Annotated in this window: 7 protein-coding genes; all 7 read right to left on the bottom strand. The window is 58.6% G+C overall.

The genetic code is table 11. From position 1 onward, the window contains the following. Positions 1-80: 80 nt before the first annotated feature. On the bottom strand, positions 81-1,730 hold the full coding sequence (locus CMR03_RS10470) for a methyl-accepting chemotaxis protein (RefSeq protein WP_063878183.1): 1,650 nt from the start codon (positions 1,728-1,730) through the stop codon (positions 81-83). Positions 1,731-2,050: 320 nt separating this feature from the next. Then, the gene (gene lplT / locus CMR03_RS10465; protein ID WP_063878182.1) at positions 2,051-3,244 is read right to left on the bottom strand and encodes a lysophospholipid transporter LplT; all 1,194 of its coding nucleotides are present in this window, start codon (positions 3,242-3,244) and stop codon (positions 2,051-2,053) included. Next, entirely contained in the window at positions 3,241-5,391 is a 2,151-nt protein-coding gene (gene aas / locus CMR03_RS10460) for a bifunctional acyl-ACP--phospholipid O-acyltransferase/long-chain-fatty-acid--ACP ligase (protein WP_096011478.1), read from the bottom strand. Before aas ends, lplT begins: the two co-directional genes overlap by 4 nt. 98 nt (positions 5,392-5,489) lie before the next feature. Beyond that, positions 5,490-6,881: an efflux transporter outer membrane subunit gene (locus CMR03_RS10455; protein WP_096011477.1), complete on the bottom strand. Its 1,392-nt coding sequence runs from the start codon at positions 6,879-6,881 to the stop codon at positions 5,490-5,492. A gap of 3 nt (positions 6,882-6,884) precedes the next feature. After that, positions 6,885-9,986, bottom strand: coding sequence for an efflux RND transporter permease subunit (locus CMR03_RS10450; protein WP_096011476.1), 3,102 nt, complete (start codon positions 9,984-9,986; stop codon positions 6,885-6,887). Next, positions 9,983-13,195: an efflux RND transporter permease subunit gene (locus tag CMR03_RS10445; protein ID WP_096011475.1), complete on the bottom strand. Its 3,213-nt coding sequence runs from the start codon at positions 13,193-13,195 to the stop codon at positions 9,983-9,985. The genes CMR03_RS10450 and CMR03_RS10445 overlap by 4 nt, the downstream gene beginning before the upstream one ends. Then, complete coding sequence (locus tag CMR03_RS10440; RefSeq protein ID WP_096011474.1) at positions 13,192-14,412, bottom strand: MdtA/MuxA family multidrug efflux RND transporter periplasmic adaptor subunit; 1,221 nt, start codon at positions 14,410-14,412, stop codon at positions 13,192-13,194. The genes CMR03_RS10445 and CMR03_RS10440 overlap by 4 nt, the downstream gene beginning before the upstream one ends. Between the last annotated feature and the right edge of the window lie 57 nt (positions 14,413-14,469).

The raw sequence follows: 14,469 nt of genomic DNA, 5'->3' as shown, positions 1-14,469 counted from the left end.
CGCTGCTTTCGGCCTGGTGTAAAACGAGGGACCTGCCCTTCTCACCGCCGACCTGTTACTCTGCTTTCAGACCCGTCATCTTAAAAGCTTTGCCAGTTATCCTGCCCGCCTGCCGCCAGGGCCAGCGCCGGTCTGGATGCCACAACGGCTGCGGGTTTAGCCCGAGGCATGACTACCGCCGCCTGCGGGCCTGCGAGCGTAAACTTCCGCACCAGCGCAGCAAGCGTATCAGCCTGCTCCTGTAAAGAGAGCGACGCGGCTGAGGCTTCTTCGACCAGGGCCGCATTCTGCTGAGTCACATCGTCCATCTGATTAACCGCCTGATGAACCTGCGAAATGCCCTGACTCTGCTCGGTGGCCGCAGCGGCGATTTCGTTAACCAGATCGGTGACCTGACTGACCGCACCGCGCATCGTCTCCATATTGTGATTCACGTTATCCGCCTGGGACGTTCCCGATGCGATCAACCCATTGGACGTCTGAATCAGCGCTTTGATTTCACGGGCGGCGGTGGTGGACCGCTGCGACAGATTGCGCACTTCGCCCGCCACAACCGCAAAGCCGCGCCCATGTTCCCCTGCGCGGGCCGCTTCGACCGCCGCGTTCAGCGCCAGAATATTGGTCTGAAACGCAATGCCTTCAATCAGGGTAATAATCTCCCCCACCTTACCCGAGCTGTCACGAATCGCCTGCATTGTCTCCAGCATCGTATTGAGCGCGGCTGAACTGGTGTCGGAGAGATTGCGCGTGTTTTCTGCAAGGTGACTTGCCTGGCGCGTGTTGTCTGCGGTCTGCCTGACGGTTTCGCTGATTTGGGTCATGCTGGCCGCAGTTTGCTCCAGCGAGGCGGCCTGCTCTTCCGTACGGGCAGACAGGTCCTCATTGCCCGCCGCAATCTGGCCCGACGCACTGCTGACCGACTGTGAAGCGCTGCTGACCGCATGCAAGGCGGCGGAGATGCTTTCCATCAGACGATTATAAGACCGCGCCATAATGCCAACTTCATCACGTCGGCTGTCATCGGCCTTCAGGGAAAGATCAAGATGGGTGCTGGCACGCTCCATCAGCTCGCCAATGGCGTTCAGGCTGTGACGGACACGCATGATGGTTAAAATCGTCAACATGCCCAGGCCGATAATCGCCAGTGCGATACCGGCCACCATGCCCCATTTGGTCAACTGATAAATATGTTGGTTTTGCTGACGCAATGCTTCGCCAATTTTACTGTTGAACTCAAACTGATTGCGATAACTGCTTTTGAGCTGAGTGATGGCGCCACCAATGCCTTCACCATCACTTAACAACGACAGGCTGAGTGCATTCTGATGCGACCGGGAGGCCGTGAGAAACGCTGGCAGACTTTGTTTAACGGCATCGATCAGCCGGAGTGACTTATCCGTCATCGCCCGATCTTCGTCATTGGTAATATCATTATCGAAATAATATTTCGTTAATGTCGAAATATCCTCAATACGTTTTTGAATCACCGTTTCAAGGCTGGCCAGTTTACCGCTCTCATCTTCGGTCTGATGTCGATATAACGCCACAGAGAGGCGATTACTTTCATCTACCAACCGATTCAGCACTTTGAGCGAATCAATCGTGTTTACCTGCACATATTCAAATCTCGCCTGAAAACCTGAGAGAAGTGAAATAGTTACGATCCCTAGAATAATTAACGAACCTGCCAGAAGTGAAAAAGCCAGAGAGAGTCTTTGCGTCATATTCATTAAACCAAGCTCCTTTCTTTCCCCGAGTGAATTCTCAAAGGAAGCCAGAAATTAATCGGCAATAATAAATAAATATTTATTTCAAATTTTTTAACCTTGAATTCGATTTCAAGTTTAAATTAATTATTCATTGCAAAAAGTTATGGTAATTAAAATAAAATAACAGAAAAAAACAATAATCAAATAAACTATATTATTTTGAATAGTAAATATAAAACGTCGCCAAAAAAGAGACACCGTTTCACTGGCGACAGCGTCAGGAAGAGGAAGAAGAAGAGAGGGAGATAACGGCAGGGCCAGCGCGTCCTGCCGTTGTTACATCAGGTGCGGGAGGACGGACGCCACAGCCACAGTACGGTAATCGCCAGCGCAAACAGCGCGCCGAAGCCGATGCCGGTCGCCACTGCAGGCGCACCGGCCCGAATGGCTAAGGTATACAGCCCCAGCATCACCAACATGGCGGTGTTTTCAACCAGGTTCTGCACCGCAATCGCATTGCCAGCGCCGACGCTCTGTTTGCCTCGCTCCTGCAACAGCGCGTTAAGCGGCACTACAAAAAAACCGCCCAGTACGCCAATCACCAGCAGCAGCAGGTAAGCATTCAGCATGGTATGTTGCAGCGAGAAAATCACTACCATCACCCCAATCAGAACACCGGCAGGCATACAGCGGCGCACGGTTTCCAGCGTCACCAGCCTGGCCGCCAGCGCCGCACCGACCACAATCCCTATCGCCACCATGGCATTCAGCGTGGTCGGGGTTTTGTTATCCTGGATACCCAGCGCCACCGGCACCCACAGCACCAGCAGAAAACGCAGCGTGACGCCAGCGCCCCAGAACATGCTGGTGCCGAGCAGGGAAAAGCGCGTTTCAGGGTTATGCCACAGCACGCGCGTCGCGCGGCTAAAACTGCGCAGCATCGCGGCAAAGTTCCAGCTCTGGCCGGGACGTGCAGCCTGCAGTTTGGGGATAAACAGGTTTGCCGTTACCGCCACGGCATAGGTCAGGGCGCAGACCGCCAGCGCGGCAACCAGATTCCAGTCCGCCAGAATGCCGCCCGCGACAGAACCGAGCAGGATGGCCGCAATGGTCGAGGCTTCCATCAGTCCGTTGGCTTTAACCAGCTTCTCGTCATGGGCAATTTCCACGAGGATGCCGTATTTGGCGGGCGAATACGCCGCCGCGCCGATCCCCACCAGGGTGTAACCCAGGAAAGGATTAAAACCAAAGCAGATGATCATCGCGCCCAGCAGCTTCAGGCTGTTGGCAAACATCATCACCCGGCCTTTGGCAAAACTGTCAGCCATCTGCCCCACAAAGGGGGCCAGCAGGATATAGGTCGCGACAAACAGCATCTGCAGGACCGGTTGGCTCCAGTCGGGATAGAACTGGTTTTTCAACAGCGCCAGAGTGGCAAAAAGCAGGGCATTATCGCCAAACGCCGAGAAAAACTGCGCCACCATTACCGCTATCATGCCGCGCGACAATAACGGCGCATCACGTTCTACCATCATGCCTGTTCCTCTTCCGCCATTTTTTTCAGGGTGACATAGTCAGGTTTACCACTGCCGAGTAAGGGCAACGTTTTTACGACGCGGATATCGCGCGGCACGGCCAGATCGGCGGCCCCCAGCTCGCGGGCGGCTTTTTGCAGGCCGTCACGCGCCAGTGCGCTGTCGGTAGTAAACAGCACTAATGCTTCACCACGATTACCGTCAGGGCGCAGCGAGGCAGCATGCTGTTTATCCGGTGAGGCTTTCAGGGCGATTTGCTCCACCACCTCCAGCGACACCATCTCGCCGGCTATTTTCGCAAAGCGTTTGGCGCGCCCCTGAATCTGGCAGAAGCCGCCATCATCGAAGCTGACGATATCGCCGGTATCGTACCAGCCTGCTTCCATCTGCCCTTCGCCATTATCAGCCGCCGGGGTTTCCAGCACGCCGGGATTTTCGACCCGCAGATAGCCCTTCATGATGTTGGGGCCACGCAGTTGCAGGCGACCGCCGTTTTCAATACCCGGCACCGACATCAGACGAGAATCCATCCCGGGCAGGATGCGGCCAACGGTATGCGCTTTGGCGGCCATTGGTACGTTGATCGCCACCACCGGTGCGCATTCGGTCACGCCATAACCTTCCAGAATGCGGATACCGTACTTGTCCATATACAGCTGGCGCGTGTTCTCCTGCAGCTTCTCCGCCCCGGCCACCACGTAGCGCAGGCGCGCAAAGTCATAGGGCTGAGCAAAGCGGGCATAGTTGCCCAGAAACGTCGAGGTGCCAAACAGCACAGTGCAGTTACGGTCGTAAACCAGCTCCGGCACAATCCGGTAGTGCAGCGGGCTTGGATAAAGAAACACCTGGGCGCCGGTCATCAGCGGTGTGAACAGCCCCACGGTCAGGCCGAAAGCATGAAACAGCGGCAAGGCCGACATAAAGCGGTCGCGCGGCGTAAAGTCCGCCACGGTACGGATCTGCTCAACGTTGGCCAGCAGGCTTTTGTGGGAGTGCACCACACCTTTGGGATGGCCTTCCGATCCTGAGGTAAACAGCACCATCGCCGCCTCTTCAGGCTGCTGCGCCACCTGGGCCTGGCGCGGCACAATCAGGTGCGTCAGTATCCAGAGCTTGTCCTTGAGCGTCACGGTCTCTTTCAGATCTTCCAGGTAGATCCACTGCACCTCTGTCAGGCCCTGCGGCAGGTGCCACAGGTTACCTTTGTCCAGAAACTGGCGGGATGTAAACACCGTTTTCACCTGGGAGGCGGTGAGCGCCGCGCGCATCCCGCTGACGCCTGCGGTGTAATTCAGCATCGCGGGCACGCGCCCGCGCAGGGACGCGCCCAGGATTGCCGCCGCCGTGACCGTCGCGTTGGGCAGCAGCAGTCCGACATATTCTTTGGGCTGGCTGTAACGTTCCAGAATACGGCCAACGCCCAGGGCTTTTTTCAGTAAGCCGGTGTAGCTGTCGGGTTTGAAATTTACGTCTTCAATGCAGCGTTTAAAGGCGCCGTAGCGCTGGCGGGCATTGAGAAAGGCCTCGAACAGGGTTTCCCGCGGGCGCACGGCCATGCGCGCTTCCATCATAATATGGTGCAGGTGCTCACCGGCCAGCACGCGACGATCACGGGCGCGCTTCGCCTCAGGCATTGGAATATGGGTGCCGGGTAAAATGTTCAGGGTAATGCGGGGGAACAAACGGCGCTTAAAGACGCCCGCCAGGCGACCAAAGGGGGTAAATTCTGCGCCTTCAATGCGCATCGGCACCACGGTTGCACCAGATTTTGCCGCCACAAAGCCTGCCCCGCTGTAGATCTTCATCAGCGATCCGGTGACGGTAATGCGGCCCTCGGGGAAAATCACCACCGGGCGACCGCTGTCGATGAGCCGCACCAGCTGCTTCAGCGCCATCGGCTTCATGGGGTCAAGCGGGACGAAATCCGCATAGGGTTTGATCAGACGTAAAAACCAGTGATCGCTGATCGACGAATAGATCGCAAAAACCGGTTTGATGGGCAGAAACAGCGCCAGCAGCGCCCCATCCAGAAACGAGGTGTGATTGGGCGTAATCAGCACCTTCTGCTTATGCAGTTCAGCGGTATCGCCCCGTAATTCCACCCGCCACAGCAGGCGAAATACCAGGCGGAAAAAAGTGAATAACATGCCGGCTCCTTAGCATCATGAAAAACAGCCACTCACGATGCAGGATTTAGGCGGAATCGACAACTGATTATTGGCAGAATTCAGCGCGATGTCCGCCTTCAGGGTGCGGTATGCCAGCCGCCGCCCAGCGCCGCGATAAGTGCCACGCTGCTCACCCACTGGGTGCTTTTTAGCGTCAGTAAACTTTGTTGTGCGCTCAGGCTGCTGTTTTCCGTTGTCGCCACATCCAGATAGTCAATCATCCCGGCCTCATACTGATTGCGCGTGACCTGGGCCGAGGTCTGCGCGGCGGCGGTGGCGCGCTGCTGCGCGGCGATTTCGCCCTGCAGGGTATTCAGCTCCACCAGCCGGTCTTCAACGTCCTGCATCGCCGTCAGCACCGTCTGCCGATAGTTCGCCACGCTGGCATCATAGGCGGCGCGGGCCTGCTCAACACTGGCCGAGGTCGCGCCGAAGTCCAGCAGCGTGCCGCTTAGCTCTGGCCCCAACGACCAGACGCGGTTAGGTAAGGCGAACAGGTTATGCAGCGCAGAGGCACTCACGCCGCCGCTGGCGCTCAGAGTGAGATCGGGGTAATAACCCGCAACCGCCACACCGACCGCCGCATTGGATGCCGCCATTTTACGCTCGGCGTAGGCGATATCCGGGCGACGTTGCAGCAGTTCGGACGGTAAGCCGCCGGGAACCGCGGGCAGCGTCGCCATCAGCGTTGCCACAGGCAGGCTGAAATCCGCAGGCGCTTTGCCCACCAGCAGAGCGATAGCATGTTCCATTTGAGCGCGCTGCCACTGATAATCCTGCGCCGAGGCGCTGGCGCTCTCCAACTGTTGCTGCGCCTGAGCCACCGTGGCGCGCGATTCAGTCCCCGCCTGATACTGGTTCTGTATCACCCTCAGATAGCGTTGATAGGCGGCAATGCTCTGCTGATACAGCGCAATTTTTTCGTCCATGATGCGCAACTGGAAGTAGTCCTCCGCCAGCTCGGCCTGGGCGCTCAGGGTAATATTGGCCAGCTCGGCGGCGCTGGCCTGCGCGCTGGCCTGATTTTCTTCCCGCGTTCGACGCAGTTTTCCCCATAAATCCAGCTCCCAGCTGGCATTCAGTGCCGCCTGATGGCTGCTGCTGGTGGTGCGCGTACTGTCGGTAGCGCCGTGGCTGCCGCTCCGGGTCGTGCTGGCGTCATAGCCTAAGGTGGGAAACAGCGCTGCACGAGACTGCGCCGCCAGCGCCTGCGCCTGACGATACTGCGCCGCATATTCCGCCACATTCTGATTAGAGATGCTGACCTGGCTGACCAGGCTGCTTAGCGTGGCATCCTGATACACCGTCCACCATGCGCCTTTGTGCTGGTCGTCCTGCGGCGTGGCCTGCTGCCAGCCTTTCGCTTCCTTGTAGTGAACCGGCATAGCCATCGTCGGACGTTGATAATCAGGGCCGACAGTACAACCGCTCAACAGCACCACCAGCACGGCGGGAATAAGTGATTTCATGATTCAGGATTCCGCATGGCGCAGACGACGCCATTGACGTTGAGTGGCACGGCTCAGGCGATCGAGCCACAGATAAATAACCGGCGTGGTAAACAGCGTCAGCAGCTGGCTCAGCGCTAATCCCCCGGCGATGGCAATGCCGAGCGGGCTGCGTAGGTCGGCATCGCCGCCGCTGCCCAACGCCAGCGGCAGCGCCCCGAAGAAGGCGGCCAGCGTGGTCATCATTATGGGACGGAAGCGCATCAGGCAGGCCTGGGTAATCGCCTGCTGTGGCGACATGCCCAGCCGCCGCTCGGCATCGATGGCAAAGTCGATCATCATAATCGCGTTCTTTTTCACAATACCGATCAACAGGATAATGCCGATAAGCGCGATTATCGTGAGCTGGGTGTTCGTCAGTAACAGTAACAGCAGCGCGCCCACGCCCGCCGAGGGCAAGGTCGACAGAATGGTCAGCGGGTGAATGTAGCTCTCATACAGCACGCCGAGAACGATATAGACCGCCACCAGTGCTGCCACAATCAGCCACGGCATTGTAGCGGTCAACTGGTTAAACTCGGCCGCCGTCCCGGCATAGCCCGCCTGAATCGTTGAGGGCAAGCCAAGCCGGGCCATCGCCTGCTTGATCAGCGCCTCCGCCTGCTCCAGCGACACGCCGTCATTCAGGTTAAAGGCGATGGTGCTGGTGGCAGACTGTCCCTGATGTGTCACCGTCAGCGGGGCATTGCCGCCCGCGAAGCTGACAAAGGCCGACAGCGGAATGCGATCGCCGTTATCGTTAATCACGTAAAGCTGCTGCAGAATCGCCGGATCGCGGGTATCGCTGTCCTGCAGCGACATCACCACATGATACTGATTCAGCGTGTGGTACAGCGTGGCAATCTGGCGCTGGCTGAAGGCGTTATTCAGCATGGTGTCCAGCATCTTCACATTTACGCCCAGTTGGGTCGCCCGGTCGCGGTCGATAGTCAGCATCACTTCCTGACCGCCGGTTTGCGCGTCGGAATCGACGCTGTTGAGCTGCGGAATCGCCGCCAGCGCCGCCTGGACTTTGGGCGTCCATTCGCGCAGCAGCGCAAGGTCGTCCGCCTGCAGGCTGTACTGGTAGCTGGCATTGGCGCTGCGTCCGCCGATGTGCAGGTCCTGCGCCGCCATCAGGAACAGCTGCGCACCGGGGATCTTACTGGTTTTCTGGCTTAACCGGTTGGCCACTTCGCTGGCCGTGGCATCACGCTGATCAAAATCTTTTAGCCGGACAAAAAAGTCGGCGTTGTTGCGCGAGCCAAACATCCCGCTGCCCATGGACGACATCACGCTTTCAACCGCCGGATCGGACCGAATGATATTGGTGAACTGCAGCATCTTGGGCTTCATCGCCTGAAACGAAATATTCTGATCCGCCCGTAAGGCTCCCATCAGCAGGCCGGTATCCTGTTCCGGGAAGAAGCCCTTCTGCACCACCGTATAAAGAAACAGGTTAAGCAGCACGGTGAGCAGCAGGCTGAACAGGGTCAGTTTCTGATGGCGCATCACCCAGTTCAGGCCACGTGAGTAAGCCGCAAGTGCATGGTTTAACTGATTTTCAATCAACTGATAGAACGGATGCGGACGCTTATATACGCTGGGTTTCGGCTTCAGCAGCCGTGCGCAGAGCATCGGCGTCAGGCTCAGCGAAACAAACATCGAAATCAGCAGAGACACGGTCAAGGTGATGGCAAACTCCCGAAACAGCCGACCCAGCAGGCTGCCCATCAGCAGGATGGGAATAAACACGGCGATCAGCGATACCGTCATCGACAGTACGGTAAAGCTGACCTCGCGCGCACCGCGCAGTGCCGCTCGCAGCGGGCGATGTCCGGCTTCAATATGGCGGGTGATGTTTTCCAGCACCACGATGGCGTCATCGACCACAAAGCCGGTCGAGATGATGAGCGCCATCAGGGAGAGGTTATCCAGGCTGTAGCCCAGCAGGTACATCACCGCACAGGTTCCGATCAGCGAGACCGGCAACGCCAGGGCCGGAATCATGACGGCCTGCAGGTTGCGTAAAAAGACAAACACCACCGCAATAACCAACAGCACGGCAATCAGCAGCGTTTCTTCGGTATCGTAAAGCGAGGCGCGCACGCCCGGTGAACGGTCCACCACCACCTTAAGCTGGGTATCGGCAGGCAGATCTTTTTCCAGGGCTGGCAGTTGGGCTTTGATGGCGTCAATGGTGTCCAGCATATTGGCGCCCGCCTGGCGCTTGATGCCCACCATGACCGCCGGTTGAGCATTGAGGAAGCCAGCCTGATAGCGGTCCTCCACTGAATCGTACACGCTGGCGACGTCGCCCAGGCGTACGACATTGCCGTCTTTGTTGCTGATAATCAGGTTGCGATAGCTGGCAGCCTTGTCCAGCTGTCCATTGCCGTCCACCATCCACGACTGGCTGCTGCCCTGTAGCGAGCCTTTGGGCAGATTACTGGTGCTGTCGGCCACTGCGCTGCGCACCGTATCAAGCGAAATACCCGCATGGATGAGTTTTAGCGGCTGCAGATCGATGCGCACCGCGGGCAGTGCGCTCCCCATCAGCGACACATCACCCACGCCTTTGACCTGCCCCATCGCCTGTTCGATTTTGCTTTCGGCCAGATCGTAGAGTTCCCCCGGCGTGCGGGTGGCGGAGGTCAGCGCCAGCATCACAATCGGCGCATCCGACGGGTTGGCTTTGTGGTAGGTCGGCAGCGATGCCATCGCGCTCGGCAGCAGGCTGCGGGCGGCGTTGATCGCCGCCTGTACGTCACGCGCCGCGCCGTTGATATCGCGATTAAGTTCAAACTGCAAAATGATGGTGCTGGTGCCCTGTGAACTGTTCGAGGTCATTTCGGTAATACCGGCAATCTGTCCCAGCGACCGTTCCAGCGGGGTGGCAACGGTTGCCGCCATCGTTTCCGGGCTGGCACCGGCCAGGCTGGCGTTAACCATAATGGTGGGGAAATCCACCTGCGGCAGCGGGGCCACCGGCAACAGGCGGTAGCCCAGCACGCCGAGCAGCAGGATCGCCATCGTCAGCAGCAGCGTGGTGACCGGGCGGAAGATAAACAGCCGGGTCAGGTTCATTGCCCGCTCCGCGCCTGTTGCTGTCGGCGTTTCACCCAGGCATTGCCGCGCTGGGCAATGCCGTCAAACCACAGATAGATGACCGGGGTAGAAAACAGGGTCAGCACCTGACTGACGATCAATCCGCCGACAATCACCAGCCCCAACGGTTGGCGCAGTTCTGCGCCCGATCCGGACGCCAGCATCAGCGGCAGCGCGCCCAGCAGCGCCGCCATGGTGGTCATCAGGATGGGTCGGAAACGCAACAGACAGGCCTGGTGAATCGCGTCCCGGGGCGAAAGATGCTGCTTATTTTCGGCCTCCAGCGCAAAGTCGATCATCATAATAGCGTTCTTCTTCACGATGCCGATCAGCAGAATGACCCCAATCAACGCAATCAGGCTGAACGCCGTATTGGCCAGCAGCAGGGTTAACAGCGCGCCGACCGCCGCCGAGGGCAGCGTCGAGAGAATGGTCACCGGATGAATAAAACTTTCGTACAGAATGCCCAGCACCACATACATCGTGAGCAGCGCCGCCAGGATCAGCCACAGCGTGTTACTGGTGGCACTCTGAAACGCCGAGGTTTCCCCTTGATAACGCAGCGTCACTGCCGACGGCAGATGCAGCTGTGCAGTCACCTCGCTAATGGCTTTCTGCGCGTCTTCCAGCGAATAGCCGTCACTGAGGTTGAAGGAGATCATCACCGCCGGGAACTGATTCAGCCGCATATGCATCAGCGAACCGGTCCGCTGGTGGATCGTGGCGATGGAGGTGAGTTTGACCATGCCGCTGCTGCTGGTCATTGTTGCCGTGGGACTGCTGGCGGTCGAGGTTGACGTGGTTTCCGTGCTACTGGTGCTGGTGGACGTACTGCCTGAGGCGCTGCTGCTCGTGCTGGCAGAGGGTTTCAGAAACACATCATCAAATGAGGCCGGGCTTTGCTGGTACTGCGGTGCAACTTCCAGTACCACGCGATACTGATTCGACTGGGTAAAGATCGTCGAGACCAGACGCTGCCCAAACGCGCTGTAAAGTGCGGTATCCACGTCCGCGGCGGTGACGCCAACGCGCGCGGCTTTGTCCCGGTTCAGCTCGACATAAGCGACCCGGCCCTGATCCTGCAGGTTGCTGACCACGCCGTTGAACTCAGGCCGTTTCTGCAAAGCCGCCACCAGTTTCGGCGACCAGGTCACCAGGTCTTCGCTGTTGGCATCATCAAGGGTGAACTGATACTGGCTCGGCGTGACCTGGTCGTTGACGGTCAGATCCTGTGCCGGTTGCAGGTAGAGCTGAATGCCGACCACGCCTGTTGCCGCCTGCTGGAGCTGTTTGATGATCGCACCGGCTTTGTCGTCGCGTTGACCAAAGGGCTTCAGGTTGATCTGCAACCGACCACTGTTCAGGCTGGTGTTATTGCCATCGATACCAATTGTCGAAGAGACGCTCTCGACCGCCGGGTTCTGCATGATCACCGCAGACAGCGCCTGCTGACGCTTCGCCATCTCCGTAAAGGAAACGTCCTGAGAGGCCACCGTTACGCCCTGAATCAACCCGGTATCCTGGATCGGAAAAAAGCCCTTCGGGACAATCATATACAGCAGCGCGGTCAGGACAAAGGTCGCCAGCGCCACCAGCAGCGTCAGTTTCTGATGGTCCAGCACCAGGGTCAGCAGGCGATCATAGCCTCGAATGAGCCGGTCGAAAATCTCGCCGCCTTTGCGCGCAAAGCGGGACTGTTTCTCTGGCGGAATATGGCGCAGCAGGTAGGCACAGAGCATTGGCGTTAAGGTCAGCGAGACCAGCATCGAGACCAGAATGGACACCGCCAGCGTGATGGCAAACTCGCGAAACAGGCGTCCTACGACGTCGCCCATAAACAGCAGCGGAATCAGCACCGCAATCAGGGAAAAGGTCAGCGAGATAATGGTAAAGCCAATCTGCTGCGATCCTTTTAACGCCGCTTCCATCGGTGGCTCGCCCGCTTCCAGCCGTCGGGAAATGTTCTCGACCACCACAATCGCGTCATCGATAACAAAGCCGGTGGCAATGGTCAACGCCATCAGCGACAGGTTATTGAGGCTGAAGCCCGCGAGATACATGACGCCAAAGGTTCCCACCAGCGAGAGCGGCACCGCCACGCTGGGAATCAGCGTCGCTGCCACGTTGCGCAGGAACAGAAACGTCACCATCACCACCAGCGCAATCGAGAGCATCAGCTCAAACTGCACGTCGCTGATGGAAGCACGAATGGTCTGGGTACGATCGGACAGGACCGTCATTTTCACGCCGTCGGGCAGCGCGGCCTGCAGCGTCGGCAACTGCGCCTTGATGCTGTCGACCACCTGGATAACGTTGGCCCCGGGCTGACGCTGCACGCCGATCACGATAGCCGGGCTGCCGTTGGCCCAGGCAGACTGAAAGCTGTTCTCCGGCCCCTGTTCTATATGCGCGATATCCTTCAGCCTCAGCGCCGCCCCGTTCTGGTAGGTCAGGATCAGGTTGCCGTATTCGGCAGCGGTGCGCAGCTGGTCATTGGCATCGATCGTCACCGAGTGATAGCGACCGTCAAATCCACCTTTGGAACCTTTGACATTGCTGTTGCTGATTAACGTATTCACGTCTGCCAGCGTCAGGCCATGGGCCGCCAGCGCCTGAGGGTTCATCTGTACGCGAATCGCCGGTTGATGGCCGCCCGCAAGCGTCACCATGCCCACACCGGAAATTTGCGACAGCTTCAGTGCCACGCGCGTATTCACCAGATCCTGAACCTGCGTCAGTGGCAGCGTGTCCGAGCTGGCAGCTAAGGTGATCACCGCGCTGTCGGCCGGATTGACTTTCTTATAGGTGGGCGGGTTCGGCAGATCGGTCGGCAGCAGATTACTGGCTGCGTTAATGGCGGCCTGCACCTCCTGTTCGGCCACGTCCAGCGACAGATCCAGGCTGAACTTCAGCGTGATGATGGACGATCCGCTGGAGCTGGTCGAGGTCATCTGGCTGAGTCCCGACATCTGCCCCAGCTGGCGCTCCAGCGGCGAGGTCACCGTCGAGGCCATGACATCCGGACTCGCGCCGGGATAGAGCGTTGTCACCTGGATGGTGGGGTAATCGACCTGCGGCAGCGCCGAGGTGGAGAGAAACCGGTAGGCAAAAATACCGGCGATCAGCACACCGGCCATCAGCAGGATGGTGGCGACCGGTCGCAGGATAAAGAGGCGTGACGGATTCATTGGGCCTCGGCAGGTGCGGTCGGTTGAGTGCTGTCTGCGACCGCGACTTTACTGCCGTTGGTCAGGCGATCGATCCCTTCTGTAACCAGGCGGTCGCCGGGCTTCACGCCCTGCAGAACAGCCTGCCACGCTTCGCCATACGCCGGGCCTGCGGTGACCGGCTGCCGGGTGACGGTGTTGTCTTTATTGATGATAAAGACAAAGCTGCCGTCGCTGCTCAGCTGCAACGCCTGCGCCGGAATGATGGTGGCGTTTTTCAGCACGCTGGTTTGCAGGCGAACGTTCACAAACTGGTTGGCGTACAGCGCCTCGTCGTCGTTAGCAAACATCGCTTTCAGTGCAATGGTGCCGGTCGCCGTGTCGATCTCATTACTGATAAATTTCACCTGTCCCTGACTCAGCACATGCTGGTTATCCTGATCGAAGGCGGTTGCGGGCAGCGTCTGATCGTGATGAAGGGCTTTCACCAGCGTCGGGATATGGCTTTGTGGCACGCTGAAGGTGACGGCGGCAGGCTGCATTTGGGTAATGGTTACCAGCCCGGTGGTTGAGCTGCTCTGAATCATATTGCCCGGATCGACCTGACGTAGCCCTACCCGACCGCTGACGGGCGCGGTGATGCGCGCGTAGCCGATGTTAAGCCTGGCGCTGGCGATCTGGGCCTGATCGGCGGCAACCGCACCACGATACTGTCCCACGGTCGCGATTTGCGTATCCAAATCCTGTCGGGACAGGGAGTCCTGAGCCGCCAGTTTGCGGTAGCGCGCCAGCGTCAGTTCGGCGCTTTTCAGCAATGCCGCGTTTTCGCTGAGCTCGCCCTGATACTGGTTCAGCGTTGCCTCGTAGCTGCGGGGATCGATTTGCGCCAGCAGCTGGCCCGCTTCAACTTTCTGCCCTTCGGTGAAGTAAACCTTTTCCAGTTGACCGTCCACCCGGCTGGTGACCGTCACGCTGGCGTTAGGAATAACCGTGCCGGGCGCGTTGAGATAGACCGGCACATCGGCCGTGCTGGCGGTGCCGCTGTGCACCAGCGTCGTACCGCCCTTCAGCATACCGGGGCCCGCGTGGCGCGCATGACCACCGACGGGCATATTGCTCCCTGCGCCTCTATGGCCCAGCAGACGCCAGGCCACGCCGGCGACAATGAGCAGCACAATGAGCAGAAGCAGCCATTTCAGCCAGCGGGAACCACGGGAACGGGAGACGTAAGTAGTCATCGAACTCTTCAGATATTGAGGAAAAAGGGAATCCTCATCAGGAGGAGGATTCATCGA

Origin of the sequence: Pantoea allii, from assembly GCF_002307475.1 — a bacterium.
In the GTDB taxonomy this organism is placed as follows: domain Bacteria; phylum Pseudomonadota; class Gammaproteobacteria; order Enterobacterales; family Enterobacteriaceae; genus Pantoea; species Pantoea allii.
This window is presented reverse-complemented; position numbering and strand designations above follow the sequence as displayed.

Bases quoted from the DNA above. Each gene is read 5' to 3' on its own strand.
- CMR03_RS10445 (WP_096011475.1), bottom strand. From the start codon at position 13,195: ATGAATCCGTCACGCCTCTTTATCCTGCGACCGGTCGCCACCATCCTG.
- aas (WP_096011478.1), bottom strand. From the start codon at position 5,391: ATGTTATTCACTTTTTTCCGCCTGGTATTTCGCCTGCTGTGGCGGGTG.
- lplT (WP_063878182.1), bottom strand. From the start codon at position 3,244: ATGATGGTAGAACGTGATGCGCCGTTATTGTCGCGCGGCATGATAGCG.
- CMR03_RS10440 (WP_096011474.1), bottom strand. From the start codon at position 14,412: ATGACTACTTACGTCTCCCGTTCCCGTGGTTCCCGCTGGCTGAAATGG.
- CMR03_RS10455 (WP_096011477.1), bottom strand. From the start codon at position 6,881: ATGAAATCACTTATTCCCGCCGTGCTGGTGGTGCTGTTGAGCGGTTGT.
- CMR03_RS10450 (WP_096011476.1), bottom strand. From the start codon at position 9,986: ATGAACCTGACCCGGCTGTTTATCTTCCGCCCGGTCACCACGCTGCTG.
- CMR03_RS10470 (WP_063878183.1), bottom strand. From the start codon at position 1,730: ATGAATATGACGCAAAGACTCTCTCTGGCTTTTTCACTTCTGGCAGGT.